16 protein-coding genes and 1 tRNA gene are annotated in these 13185 nt (G+C 48.2%); 12 read left to right on the plus strand and 5 right to left on the minus strand.

The window, feature by feature from the left end; translation table 11 throughout:
• The first annotated feature begins 254 nt into the window (after positions 1-254).
• A complete protein-coding gene (locus K6Q96_RS03825; protein WP_251877919.1) occupies positions 255-1307 on the plus strand; it encodes a porin in 1053 nt (350 codons plus the stop codon).
• Between the two features lie 167 nt (positions 1308-1474).
• Here the strand turns inward: K6Q96_RS03825 and K6Q96_RS03830 are convergent.
• Positions 1475-1550 (minus strand) — tRNA-Arg (locus tag K6Q96_RS03830).
• Between the two features lie 79 nt (positions 1551-1629).
• Complete coding sequence (locus K6Q96_RS03835) at positions 1630-2763, minus strand: flagella assembly protein FlgT (protein ID WP_251877921.1); 1134 nt, start codon at positions 2761-2763, stop codon at positions 1630-1632.
• 201 nt (positions 2764-2964) lie between these two features.
• Here K6Q96_RS03835 and K6Q96_RS03840 point away from each other — a divergent pair, with 201 nt between their 5' ends.
• Positions 2965-3600 (plus strand): FlgO family outer membrane protein, encoded by a 636-nt coding sequence (locus K6Q96_RS03840; protein WP_251877923.1) that lies wholly within the window; start codon positions 2965-2967, stop codon positions 3598-3600.
• Between the two features lie 13 nt (positions 3601-3613).
• Positions 3614-4042: an LPP20 family lipoprotein gene (locus K6Q96_RS03845; RefSeq protein WP_062663020.1), complete on the plus strand. Its 429-nt coding sequence runs from the start codon at positions 3614-3616 to the stop codon at positions 4040-4042.
• Positions 4043-4104: 62 nt separating this feature from the next.
• Here K6Q96_RS03845 and flgN read toward each other — a convergent pair whose 3' ends face one another.
• The 3 genes from flgN to flgA all read right to left on the minus strand — a co-directional run bounded on the left by flgN (position 4105) and on the right by flgA (position 5641).
• Complete coding sequence (flgN, locus tag K6Q96_RS03850) at positions 4105-4533, minus strand: flagellar export chaperone FlgN (protein ID WP_251877925.1); 429 nt, start codon at positions 4531-4533, stop codon at positions 4105-4107.
• Positions 4534-4539: 6 nt separating this feature from the next.
• Entirely contained in the window at positions 4540-4857 is a 318-nt protein-coding gene (gene flgM / locus K6Q96_RS03855) for a flagellar biosynthesis anti-sigma factor FlgM (protein ID WP_251877928.1), read from the minus strand.
• Positions 4858-4942: 85 nt separating this feature from the next.
• A complete protein-coding gene (flgA, locus tag K6Q96_RS03860) occupies positions 4943-5641 on the minus strand; it encodes a flagellar basal body P-ring formation chaperone FlgA (protein ID WP_251877930.1) in 699 nt (232 codons plus the stop codon).
• Positions 5642-5772: 131 nt separating this feature from the next.
• Here flgA and K6Q96_RS03865 point away from each other — a divergent pair, with 131 nt between their 5' ends.
• The 9 genes from K6Q96_RS03865 (at position 5773) to flgH (ending at position 13184) form a co-directional block, all read left to right on the plus strand.
• Positions 5773-6705 carry a chemotaxis protein CheV gene (locus tag K6Q96_RS03865; protein ID WP_251877932.1) on the plus strand — a complete coding sequence of 311 codons (933 nt, stop codon included), beginning with the start codon at positions 5773-5775 and terminating at the stop codon, positions 6703-6705.
• A gap of 3 nt (positions 6706-6708) precedes the next feature.
• Positions 6709-7536 (plus strand): CheR family methyltransferase, encoded by an 828-nt coding sequence (locus K6Q96_RS03870; RefSeq protein ID WP_251877934.1) that lies wholly within the window; start codon positions 6709-6711, stop codon positions 7534-7536.
• Between the two features lie 197 nt (positions 7537-7733).
• Positions 7734-8129 carry a flagellar basal body rod protein FlgB gene (flgB, locus tag K6Q96_RS03875; protein WP_002537909.1) on the plus strand — a complete coding sequence of 132 codons (396 nt, stop codon included), beginning with the start codon at positions 7734-7736 and terminating at the stop codon, positions 8127-8129.
• A gap of 3 nt (positions 8130-8132) precedes the next feature.
• A complete protein-coding gene (gene flgC, locus K6Q96_RS03880; protein WP_002537908.1) occupies positions 8133-8543 on the plus strand; it encodes a flagellar basal body rod protein FlgC in 411 nt (136 codons plus the stop codon).
• 17 nt (positions 8544-8560) lie between these two features.
• Positions 8561-9316, plus strand: a complete 756-nt coding sequence (flgD, locus tag K6Q96_RS03885) for a flagellar hook assembly protein FlgD (protein WP_251877935.1) — start codon at positions 8561-8563, stop codon at positions 9314-9316.
• 21 nt (positions 9317-9337) lie between these two features.
• Positions 9338-10645 carry a flagellar hook protein FlgE gene (gene flgE / locus K6Q96_RS03890; protein WP_251877937.1) on the plus strand — a complete coding sequence of 436 codons (1308 nt, stop codon included), beginning with the start codon at positions 9338-9340 and terminating at the stop codon, positions 10643-10645.
• 177 nt (positions 10646-10822) lie between these two features.
• Positions 10823-11572, plus strand: coding sequence for a flagellar basal body rod protein FlgF (locus tag K6Q96_RS03895; RefSeq protein WP_062663012.1), 750 nt, complete (start codon positions 10823-10825; stop codon positions 11570-11572).
• A gap of 16 nt (positions 11573-11588) precedes the next feature.
• Positions 11589-12377 carry a flagellar basal-body rod protein FlgG gene (gene flgG, locus K6Q96_RS03900; RefSeq protein ID WP_002537902.1) on the plus strand — a complete coding sequence of 263 codons (789 nt, stop codon included), beginning with the start codon at positions 11589-11591 and terminating at the stop codon, positions 12375-12377.
• A 15-nt stretch (positions 12378-12392) separates the two neighbouring features.
• Entirely contained in the window at positions 12393-13184 is a 792-nt protein-coding gene (flgH, locus tag K6Q96_RS03905; protein ID WP_251877939.1) for a flagellar basal body L-ring protein FlgH, read from the plus strand.
• Position 13185: the final 1 nt, after the last annotated feature.

Consider the following 13185-nt stretch of genomic DNA (forward strand, 5'->3'; position numbering starts at 1 on the left):
AAAAGTTACCTTCTTTTATGTTTTTCTTTGTTCTTTAAGTAATTGTTTAATAAGTTTTTTTATCGTTTTACTTTTTAATTTTGAACCAATTCAAACTTCATTCAGATACGGATTTTTTTTTTGTCGTTCCGAATTAAGCTTCTCCCCGTTGATAAATTACATCAATAAACAAACCCGGTACCACTTGCTTTCGGCGGCCAACTAAAAGCAAGCCTGACTCTCTACCGGTGAAATAATTATTTAAGGAGTTTTCCATGGAAAAGACTTTTAAACGTTCTCTTTTGGGTATGGCTGTTGCAGCTGTTGCTATGTCAGGTACTGCAAATGCAGCAATTGATTTACATGGCGAAGCTGTTCAGCTTTACGGTCAAGCAGCAGGTTTCATGCACATCACTAATCCAGAAGTAGGTGATGGTGCGGCGCAAGCTGTTATTGAGTCTCGTGTTGGTTTCAAAGGTCGCGTAGCATTTGACGACTTCGGCCCTGACTTCATCTGGCAAATTGAAAGTGGCGACGCTAACAACACCGATTACGGTGCACTCGGTATGCGTGACACTTTCTTGGGTTTGGACTTTGATGGTGTTGGTAGCTTCAAATTTGGTCGTCAGCTAGTTGCAGCATACAACTATGTTGACTGGCCACACTCGAACCCAGGTCTGGGTAACGTGTTTGACTGGCACAACGCAATCGATGCTAAGTATGAAGACCGCGCAAATAATGTTTTCCGTTACGATTCTGCAACTTGGGGTGGTTTCAACTTCCAAGCTACTTTAAGCGGCATGGGTTCAAGCACTGACGCTCTGGTAGCGAGTGTGGCAGCTTCTTACTCTCAAGACCTGTTCAGTGTGCACGCTGGTTACTATGATCAAAAAGGCTACACAGTGACTACAGCGGACTCTTACAAGTTCAACGAAGAAACTGGTGTAGTTGACTTTACTGAAGGTTCTACTTCTGACGCTGGCGATGTTTCCTATGCAATCTTTGGCGGTAGCATGTTCCTGGGCGATGTAACCCTGACAGCAGCTTACAAGATGATGGAAAATGGCGTAACCGGCGATGACCAAGACGCATACTCTGCAACTGCTCAGTACGTTATCGATGGTACTTGGGTTCTGAAAGCTGGCTACGCAGCAACTAGCGAATCTAAGCTGGGTAACGACGACGATTCACAAGCAATTACTGGTCGCCTAGGTTACTTGCTGCCAAGCACTTACCTGTACATGGACGTGCGTTCCTATGACATGAATGGTAGCGAAGAGAAGAATGACGGTACTAACATCCTGATCGGTGCTGAGTACTACTTCTAATCTCTTAGAACGTTGTCCTTATCTCCAAAGCGGGCCCTTGTGGCCCGTTTTTCTTTGTCAGTCTTAAACCACCTACTTTAGAGGCGGGTGATCAGTTAGGGTGTATGGCAAGAAATTGTATTCGGTGGAGGGGGATAAAAACAAAATGAAACGCGGGGAATTTGAAATGGCGCTCCCACAGGGACTCGAACCCCGATCGATCGCTTAGGAGGCGACTGCTCTATCCTGTTGAGCTATGGGAGCGTTGGCGCTGATGTGAAGAATATCAACGCCGGATGATTAGTATACCCAATTGTGCCGTAACGTTAAGGCTTTAAAGGACTTATTGAGTGTATTTGGTTACCAAATCGCCGATCTGAATGCTTGGAGCAAGCTCGACCGGGGAGACCGCAACTTCTGCCGAGCTCTCATAGACTCGGGTTACGGAGAGCTCTATCTCGCTCTTTTTCATCTGTGTACGATGAATGCCGTATTGGTCGGTGAAAGAAGCGTTGTGCCATAGCGCTAAAACGTCGCCGTGTTTCACTCCATGAATACGCCCGGCATTGATTTGCCCGGTTTGCCCATTGATCGAAACGACCTCTGGGGTTGTAGCGCGGCATGCCAAGTTGCTTTCAAGATCTAGCAGGATATTACGGCTCATACGCTGGGCCATCTCACCGTAAGGAGATGCCCAGAAACGCGCTGTTTTTGTGTCCACTTTGCTGTGACGCTCAAAAGGCCAGGAGGCAATGTCTCTGTAGATATTCTGGTAAATCACTTCACCGGACTTTCCATCAATCACATCAATAGACAAAGCTAGCTGTCTGTTGGTTTGATCTTTTCTCAGCACTTTCTGATCAATCGTTGCTGTCATGTCGGTGATAGTGCCGACCATCAGATATTGTGCGCCAGTATCTTCCGCCACCATTGTGGCCATGTGAGGCTGTGCGGGAGAAATGGAGTAAGGGGTAATGCCCTGAACCACAAAGCTCTGCGCTTGGGTTTCAAATTGACGCTGAAGTAAAACGGTGAAGTCGTCCCCGAATTGGAAAATGCCGCCTAACGCTGCATGTTGAGGCGACAAAATATCAAAACGTCCCAACACCAAGCCTTTCTTGTATTGATGCTTGTGGCAAGCATTTGCCGTCGGATAGATGTCGATACGCGCTGTCAATTTCATGACACCGCCTTTCTCCTTCGCTTCAAGCACCTGAATATGACGAATTTCATCGCCGCTGAAAAGATAGTCTTCTTTCACTTCTTTCAAGTAAGGACGGACGCTTGTGAGGCCAGCAATATCAGCCCCAGAAAATTTTAGGGCCTGATAAATGGCATCTTCCAAGGCTCTTTCTCTTGCCTGCTCTTTGCTTTCTAAAACCGTGCTAATCCCAGTCACTTCGTACCATGCAGCGTTGATAGAGGCCGATGCCAGCGCGATACAAGCGACGAGAGGCTTAATGATTCTTTTGCGCATAACCTTGGTTTCCAATAGTAGGTATAAAAATTGCTAGACCAGATAACATCGCTGAAAAAGCGGCAAGGTGGTTAGCCAATAAAGCGAGAATATAGCCACTCAATGCAAATAATGTTCCCGAAAGAGGGATGAATAGTGGACTGGGCTTTTTCCCTAGAGAGTAACAGGTCAGTCCTAAATCGTGTCCGGAGCCAGACGACAATGAAAAACTGGATAGTGATATTACTCAGTCTAGCAACCGTATCTTGCGCTTATAACCCGATCTACAACGGTAAAGAGCCGTATTCGGGGAGCGAGTTTCTGTTGCAGCAAACCCCAAGACATACATTGGATTACTTTATGGACGGTTTGGCGGAAGAGCTGCTGGAGACCAACAACTACCTGACTGCCAGAACGCCTATGGCTGTCGTGTCCTTTGTTGATGTGGAAGAGATGGATGAAACCAACTGGCTGGGGAACTCTGTCACCGAGGGTATGATTTATCAAATGCAACGTCGCGGGTTTACTGTCATCGACTTTAAGAACACCGGTACTATCCGAGTGACGAAAGATGGTGACTTTTCACTGAGCCGCGATTGGAAAGAGCTGCATCCTGAGCAGCAAATTGATTATGTATTGACTGGGACCATGTTGCGTCAAGGTGGTGGCGTATTAGTTAATGCCCGTATTGTTGGCATGCGATCACGTGTGGTCGTGGCGTCGGCACAGGGCTTTTTGCCAGCGGACAGAATTGGCCGCGACATTGATACATTGCGCAAGGTTCGTATTCAGGATGGCGTGATCATCCGTGGTGACCAGCGTAAGCACCCCTCAGACACTATCATTTTGAAACCGTAATTCTGGAGTGAATATGAAGACTTGGCTATCACTGGCAATGTTATTGATGTTGACTGCTTGCCAACCTATTACCACCATTCGCTCTGACGAGTTGCTCACTGCTGTTGGAACGGCTTCTATCAGCGCCCAGCGTGGTGAAACGGAAGAAGAAAAGCAGTTCCGTGCGATGCGAGCGTCCAAACTGGAAGCTTATAAAGAACTGTCCGAGCAAGTGTACGGTATTCGAGTGAGCGGTTTGACAGAGGTAGATGACCAACAGCTGGGTCATGACAGAACCCGTGGTGCATCGGACGGGATTATTCGCGCGGCAGAGGTAATTGCCAGCTACAAAGTGGGCGACAGCTATGTGACTGAGTTACAACTGAACCTGCGTAAGATGAAGAAGATGTCAGATTATGGAGAATCTCACCACGTGCCAAGAGACGACGCGATCATTTTCTAGTCTCAAACCAATGTAAAAAAGCCGCTCGATGGAGCGGCTTTCTTTTTGAATTATTGGGAGGATCAAGCTTTTACATTGGTGCCCAGCGTTCGACTGCCTGATGCCTGGCCTTCGCTGTCATAAGTCATTTCACTATTACCTGCCGCTTCTTGAAAGAGATTACGAAGCTTGTGCATGCTGAGCTGTGCACGTTGAAGCGCAACGCCATTGGCCTCGTTCACCTGATGACAATTTTCTAGCGATGCTTTGATGTGTGAGATGACTGTAAGGTGTTCTTCAGAAGGCGATTGGAGCTCGGGACATTTTGCTAATTGGGCATCTCTCAACTGGATGTTTTGGATTATAGTGAGTTTTTGTTTCGCGCAGGCATCAATGTCAGCCGCCTTTCTTAAGGCGATCGCCGAGGTTTCTTGTTCCATAACTTCAAGCAGCGCATCAACGTTTTCAGCCTGTGCCTGAAGAAGTTGCTCGAAAGAGAGTGCTTCAGACATGCAAGCTTACTTCATACCACGAAGATCATCTTCGTGTTTCATGATGTTTGCAGCCAGTCGGTCTGCATCCACTTTATATGAGCCGTTTGCAATAGCTGCTTTGATTGCTGCTACCTTTGCGCTGTCAAAATGTGTTTCGCTAGCCATCTGCTGGTTGAGGGCGCCAATCGCGCGACTTTCGTCACTCATAGAGAATGCATCTCCACGATGATTACGCACTTCGCCAGCAGAACCGCTTTCAGCGGCTGTGCTTTGCGTCTTGCTTTGGTTGCTTCTGTTCGTGCTCAATGGCTGACCAGAACGCAGGTGATCGATACTTGCCATAATAAAGCCTTATATCTGTCCGAACCTTCTGTTGCTCACAGTATCGGCCGCATTACTATGAACTTTAGCACTTAATTGCATTTAGTTAGAATTTTACGATTACATGACCGACTGCGGTAATTGTACCATCGACTATACGATTGGATTTGCGGTTGCGGACTTTAATTTGTTCACCGAGAGCACCGTCACTTAATGCTGTACCTTTTGCAATTATATTCAGTCCACTACCTGACGCAGTGATGATCACCTCATCATTACGACAGACCATGCAAATGTCGTTACCGCTAATTGGTTCACCTATACCAACTACACGCTTGATGCGCGAACCGACGATCGTTGAACCATCAGTGTAAGTTTGTCCGCGCTGAAAACGGGCATCGACTAGCTGAACGATAAGATCGTCAGCTGCTATCGTCATTCCCCTGTCCAGCGGTCGCCTTGCGACAACAACTGGCGTTAGCAATTTAATTTGCACCGGTACATAAACTTGCCAACCATCTTCTTTACAGCTCACCATTACGGTGACACTTTTATTGAGTGATTGTCTTCCGGGAACATCAGTGGCTAGTGGTGAAGGGCAGTGAGAGAGTTGAAGTCGGCTGTCCAGATTACCAGCTTGTACCTCAAGCTTGCCATATTCGGGTGGAGTGATTAGGCCTTCTACATGTGCTTGCGCTGCTTCTTTGACTGCGTCGAGTTGACTTGACGGTGCAGCAGCTATAATTGAGCTAAAGCTACACAGAAACGTGCCGATAAAGAGCCAGACTAATCTTTGATAACACATATGTCACATATTGGTTAGTATGGTGAATTTAGATGCAGTAATTCCTTCAATTCGCATGCCAAGATGCGGGTGAGTGCGAAGGTGCTTGCTGCAATACGATAACAAAAACAGGGCAATATGGAGTTTATCTTATGTCGGGGATTCTTGATACGGTCAATCAGCGTACGCAACTGGTCGGACAAAATCGCTTAGAGCTGTTGACCTTTCGTTTGATGCGTAAGCAGCGTTACGGCATCAACGTTTTTAAAGTAAAGGAAGTACTCCAGTGCCCGAAACTGACTTCCATGCCAAATTTGCACCCGCTGGTTAAAGGTGTGGCACACATTCGTGGACAAACCATTTCAGTGATTGATATGAGCCTGGCAACAGGCGGATTGCCTATCACTGACCCAGAAAATCGCTTTATCATTATCTCAGAGTTCAACCGTTCAACTCAGGGCTTCCTGGTTGGCTCCGTTGAGCGAATCGTGAATATGCACTGGGAAGCGATCTTGCCGCCTCCTGAAGGTACTGGTAGCTCAAATTACCTGACTGCCGTCACTGAAATTGAAGGTGAATTGGTGGAAATTCTCGACGTAGAGAAAATTCTGAACCAGATTTCACCGGTGAACGAAGATATTAGTGAGGAAGTGCTGGCCAACAAACCAGTATTTGAAGAAGGCAGTTCAGATCCAACAACGGTACTGGTTGCTGATGATTCAAGTGTTGCCCGTCGTCAGGTGAAGCGTGCGGTGGAAACCATTGGTTATAATGTGGTGCTGGCGCATGATGGACGAGATGCACTGGACAAACTTCAGGCAATGGCCGCTGAAGGGACCATCAACGATCTAGCGCTGGTCATCTCTGATATTGAGATGCCAGAGATGGATGGTTACACCTTAACAACTGAAATTAAAAAAGATCCTAACCTCAAAGATATTCATGTAGTATTGCACTCCTCTCTCAGTGGCGTCTTCAACGAAGCGATGGTACAGCGAGTTGGGGCTGATGCATTCATTCCGAAGTTCGACCCAGACGAGCTCGGCGAAGCCGTAATGAACGCGGTAAAAGGTCAAGAAAACTAATCCATGACGAATATAGCGATCACAGAACAAGAGTATCGTGATTTTTGTAAATATCTCGAAAGTAAATGTGGCATTGTTCTTGGCGACAGTAAGCAATACCTCGTGAGAAGCCGACTCAGTCCGCTTCTCACGCGCTATAAACTCGCTTCGATGTCCGAGCTGTTCCAGCTTGTTCTCACAAACCGTAACCGTGATCTGGCTGTATCAGCCATTGATGCCATGACCACAAATGAAACCTTGTGGTTCAGGGATTCCTATCCATTTGACGTGCTTGCCAATCGTCTCCTACCGGAAGTGGCAGAGAGCAAAAGGCCAATTAAAATCTGGTCAGCGGCGAGCTCTTCAGGTCAGGAACCTTACTCCATCGCGATGACCATTCAGGAAGTGCAGCAGAAAAAGCCAGGTGTTCTTGGGAACGTTGCAATCACGGCGACAGATATTTCCTCTACCATGCTCGAAAATTGCCGCACTGGCATTTACGACAACTTGGCACTGAGCCGGGGATTGTCGCCAGAGCGTAAGCGCCAATTCTTTGAAGATGCTGGTGAAGGACGTATGAAGGTGAAAGATACCCTAAAACGCATGGTGACCTTCAAGCCGCAAAACTTGATGGAAAGCTACGGAATGCTCGGTAAGTTCGACATTATTTTTTGTCGTAACGTGTTGATTTATTTCTCGCCTGACATGAAGTCCAAAGTGTTGAACCAAATGGCGGGCAGTTTGAATCCTGGCGGCTATTTGCTGTTGGGCGCGTCAGAGTCCCTGACTGGTTTGACAGATAGATTTGAGATGATCCGCTGTAATCCCGGCATCATTTATAAATTGAAGTAGGCTTTAAACCCCTTACTTAAAAAGCGGCACAGAAGTTGCCGCTTTTTTTGTGTCTACCGAAAGTTGTTTGCCGATTGAAAATCATAGCATCTCGATAACTTATTGATTCAAAGCATTTCATTATACAGATTGAGAGAGAAATAAAAGTTGGCATCTTACTTGCAAAATATCCGGTATAAGATTTTTGGAGGTGCCGTATGGCGATATCATTCGACAAAGCGCTGGGCGTTCATCAACACACTGTGGGTGTGCGTGCTCAAAGGGCAGAAACCCTGTCGAGCAACTTGGCCAATGCCAACACGCCGGGCTACAAAGCGCAGGATGTTGACTTCGAACGTGCGCTGCAAGCGGCAACCTCTGGGGCAAACTTTGGCCTGAGTCGTACCAACGAGCGGCATATCCCTGCCACCTCTCAGGTGAACGGCCAGAAAATGTACCGCATTCCAAACCAGCCTGATACGGGCGACGGCAATACCGTTGATGCACAGGTAGAACGTAACCTGTTCATGCAAAATGCCCTTGAGTATCAAGCGTCATTGGATTTCCTTGGCTCTAAGTTCAAAAACATGTCCAAGGCACTGAAAGGGGAATAATGGATGAGTCTTTTTAATGTGTTCAATGTGACCGGTTCTGCCATGAGTGCAGAGTCCGTTCGACTCAACACCACATCCAGTAACCTGGCAAACGCTAACTCAGTGAGCAGCTCAGCAGCAGAGACGTACAAAGCACGTCACCCTGTGTTCGCCGCAGAGTTAAATAAATACCAGCAAGGCGACAGCGTGCCGGTTCGTGTTGCAGGTATCGTTGAAAGTCAGAAGCCGCTGCGTGCGGAATATAACCCTGAACACCCAATGGCAAATGCGGAAGGCTATATTTACAAGCCCAATGTCAACGTGATGGAAGAGATGGCCAACATGATTTCGGCATCCCGTTCTTATCAAACCAACGTAGAAGTAGCAGAAGCAAGCAAACAAATGCTGATGCGCACACTACAAATGGGCAAATAAGGTAGGAGTACGGCACTATGAATCCTATTGACGGCGCAGGCGGAGCAGGTGGCGGTAGCTACATCGACCAGCTCAAAGCGCTGCAAGAAAAGCAACGTGCTGAGCGTGGTGATACTGGGGAGAAAGTCACTGGCCAGACCGACCTTAAGCAAGAAGATTTCTTGTCACTGCTGACCAAGCAGTTGGCAAACCAGGACCCGTTCAAGCCTGTTGATAACGAGCAGATGATTGCACAGATGGCATCATTCGCAACCGTCGACGGCATCGGAAAAATGAACGACCAATTCGGGTCCCTGAATGCGGCCATGACATCCAGTCAGGCGCTGCAGGCATCCTCTCTGGTAGGTCAGGATGTATTGGTTCCAGGTAACGAAGGCTTCAAATCAGCGGATGGTGGCATTGCCGGTATGGTGAAACTGCCACAAGCCCTGAACGATGTGATTGTCCGAATCCAGAACGAGCGTGGCGAGCTGCTGAGAACCTTCAGCATGGGTGCCAAGTCTCCGGGGGATCACCGTGTTGAGTGGGACGGCAAAGACGATGCCGGCAACTCACTGCCGGAAGGTAATTACAAAGTCAACGTAAGCGGTAACATTGATGGTAAGTCTCAGGATCTTGAGCTTTCCACCTACGCGAACGTCAACAGTGTTCTATTGGGGAATGGCGACGGTAACGTGATGTTGAACATCGCCGGTTACGCATCTCCGGTCAAACTCACCGAAGTGCTTGAAGTAGGTAAATCATCCAGCCTTGGCAACGTGAGCAAAAGCTAAAAGGACAGAGGAGTTCCAGCAATGGCTTTAAATATCGCACTGAGTGGCCTGGCGGCCGCTCAAAAAGACATGAGCACCACCAGTAACAACATTGCGAACGCCAACACTTTTGGTTTTAAAGAGTCGCGTGCCGAGTTTGGTGATGTGTATTCAGCGTCGATTTTCTCGAATGCGAAGACCACCACAGGTAGCGGTGTGCAAACCTCGATTGTTGCGCAGCAGTTCCATGAAGGTTCCAGTATCTACACCAATAACCCACTGGATCTGCGTATCAGTGGTAACGGTTACTTCGCGGTGGCTAACGACAACCTTGCAACGCAAGACAACGTGTTGACCCGCAACGGTGCTTTCCACCTTGATAAAAACAACAACATTGTTAACTCAGAGGGTCAGTTCCTGCTGGGCTACAACGTTGATAATGAAACATTGCAAGTAGGTTCTTTTGAGCCGAAAGCGCTGAACGTGCCAGATCAGTTTGGTCAGCCACGTGCATCTGAAAAGGTCGATATTGGTTTGAACCTGCCAGCAGGTGGCGCAGAAAAAGATCCAGCGCTATTCAATCCTGAAGACCCAGACACATACAATAAATCGACGTCAGCCACGATCTTTGACTCACTGGGCCAGCCATACAAACTGACCACTTATTACGTCAAAGATAACGTGACACCGAACAAGTGGGCCGTTTACTACACGGCAACAGACGCGACCGGTGAAAAGCCGCTGAGTCTGACTGCCGGTGAATTTACCAGTGCCACCGGTCAAGTAGGTCACTCGATTGAATTTAACAGTGACGGTTCTGTTAATACCGTAAACAACGGCGCGCCAATTCAGACCGTAGAGTTTGGCCCTAACGGTGCAGGTCTTGAAATGAACGGTGCGGATGGTGCGCAGGCGCTGACTATCAACTTCGAAGAGCCAACGCAGTACGCATCACCGTTTGAAATGCGTAAGTTCACTGAAGATGGTGCAACCACGGGCTACCTGGCTAAAGTGGACATTGATCCGAAAGGTACCATCATGGCGACTTACAGTAACGGTGAAAACGTTGCATTAGGTCGCGTGGCAATGGTTCGCGTATCTAACCAGCAGGGTCTTTCCCAAGCGGGTAACACCCAGTGGAAAGTGACTCAACAGTCTGGTGAAGCGATTTGGGGTGAAGCGATGCAAGGCGCGTTCGGCAAGGTGAAAAGCGGTACTATCGAACAGTCAAACATCGACATGACCCAAGAGCTGGTAGACTTGATCACCGCACAGCGAAACTTCCAGGCTAACTCCCGTTCGTTGGAAGTAGGCAACCAGATGCAACAAACGATTCTCCAGATTCGTTAATCGCTACTTGTGTTCTTTTGCCGCTCGGCTACCGGGCGGCAATTCTTTTCCCAGAACGACTCTCATCTCTCTCCTTAACTTGCTCAATTATTGCGCTAAAGTATTGTAAAAATACAAAATAAATTTTTGGCACTCTTCTTGCTTTCTTTAATGTATAAGCGACAGGAGAACGTCTTAATGGATCGCGCACTATTTCTCGCCATGAGTGGCGCCAAACAAGATATGCAGGCTTTGCAGTTGCGTGCCAACAACCTGGCTAACGCCAGTACTACCGGCTTTCGCGCTGATTTAGAGCAAGCTCGTGCCATGCAGGCATACGGTGAAGGTTTGCCTACCCGTGTGTTCAACATGACAGAGCGCCCAGGGCATAGCTTTGCACAAGGCTCAACCATCACCACAGGTCGTGAACTTGACGTCGCGATTAAAGGTGACGGATGGCTGGCGGTTTTGGATGGCACCGGCCAGGAAGGTTACACCCGCGTGGGTAACCTGAAAGTCGACCAAACAGGCATGCTGCAAAATGGTCATGGTCATTTGATCCTAGGTGAGCGCGGTGCGCCTATTTTCCTTCCTTTGCCCGTTTCGAAAATTGAAATTGGAACTGATGGCACGGTGTCAGTGTTACCACAGGGTGCGCCACCGGAAGCGATGGAAGAAGTTGACCGTATCAAACTTGTCCGCCCGAATAACGAAGAGCTTTTCAAAGACAAAAACGGTGTGTTCAAGCCGATTAATCCCGGCACTGTATATGAAGCCGATGCGGGCGTATCGCTACTGACCGGCGCGCTGGAAGGCAGTAACGTCAACCCAATCAGCGAGATGACGGGATTGATTGACCTTCAGCGTCACTTTGAAATGCAAGTCAAACTAATGAAGACCGCAGAGGAAATGGATCAAGCATCTAACTCTCTGCTGCGCTTGGGTTAATTGAGAGGAATTCAGTATGCATCCAGCACTGTGGGTGAGTAAAACCGGCCTAGACGCACAACAGACCAACATTTCGACGATTTCGAATAACTTGGCAAACGCCTCAACGGTGGGCTTTAAAAAGTCCCGTGCGGTTTTTGAAGATTTGTTTTACCAGAATATCAATCAGCCAGGCGGTCAGTCTTCGCAGAATACCGAACTGCCAAGCGGATTGATGTTAGGTGCCGGTTCAAAAGTGGTGGCAACGCAGCGCGTTCACACCAACGGTAATGCCCAAACCACCAACAACGCTCTCGACCTGATGATCGAAGGCGATGGTTTCTTCCAGATTTTGCTGCCAGACGGCAACATCGGTTACCAGCGTAACGGCCAGTTCACTCTTAATGATGAAGGTGTGATTGTGACCTCTGGTGCGGGCTATCCGCTCGAGCCGGAAATTGTTGTACCGCCTGATGCTATTCAGGTAACTATTGGTACCGATGGTGAAGTCTCTGCGAGATTACGTGGACAGCAAGCTAACGCCGTTATTGGTCAGATTACTACGGTAGACTTCATTAACCCGGGTGGCCTTGAGCCAATCGGACAGAACCTTTACCTGCCAACTGGCGCAAGCGGTGACCCTCAAGAGGGTGTGCCGGGTCTTGATGGTCTTGGCAGCGTTCGACAATCAATGCTGGAAACCTCCAACGTTAACGTAACCGAAGAACTGGTAAACATGATCGAAGCGCAGCGAGTTTATGAAATGAACTCCAAGGTGATTTCGTCTGTCGACCAGATGCTTAGTTACGTCAACCAGCAGCTATAACGGAGTAAAGCGCGGATGAAAAAGTTACTGATCACAGGTTTTATGCTGGCGACAATATCCGGCTGTGAAATGATGAGCCCTGAAGCTTTTCTCGCAGAAAACCAGAGCGAAGTGGTGCAGGGAACAACGGAAACTGATGCCGTTGAGGGTACCACTGATCCTGGCAACGAAGGTTTGATTGGTTTGCTTCGCCAACGCGAAGACCCGGTTGCGGGAGACCCAAACTGGACGCCGCTTCATCCGACGCGTCAACCTGAGCATTATGCTACAGCGACAGGTTCATTGTTCAGTGCCGTGAGCGCGCAAGATCTTTACGACGATACAAAACCACGCGGTATCGGTGACATTGTGACTGTGATGCTGGAAGAGAAAACGCAGGCGAAAAAGAGCGCCAGCAGTGATGCGGCAAAATCCAGTGATTTGAGCATGGATCCATTGGAGTTCGGTGGTCAGGAAGTCACGATTGGCGAGCGTAATCTTTCTTATGCAGCAGCTCATGACAATTCAACCAGCGGTTCGACCAGTGCAGATCAGAGCAACAGCATTTCCGGTTCGATTTCTGTAGAAGTGATTGATGTGATGTCTAACGGTAACCTGATGATCCGTGGTGAGAAATGGCTGACACTGAACACTGGCGACGAATATATCCGCCTCAGTGGTACCATACGTCCTGACGATATCACCTCAGAAAACACGATTGCGTCCACGCGTATTTCCAACGCACGAATTCAGTACTCAGGGACTGGTGATCGTCAAGATACGCAAGATCAGGGATTCTTGGCACGATTCTTTAATGTCGTTCTATAAC

The sequence above is a fragment of the Grimontia kaedaensis genome (assembly GCF_023746615.1).
Taxonomy (GTDB): Bacteria; Pseudomonadota; Gammaproteobacteria; order Enterobacterales; family Vibrionaceae; genus Enterovibrio; species Enterovibrio kaedaensis.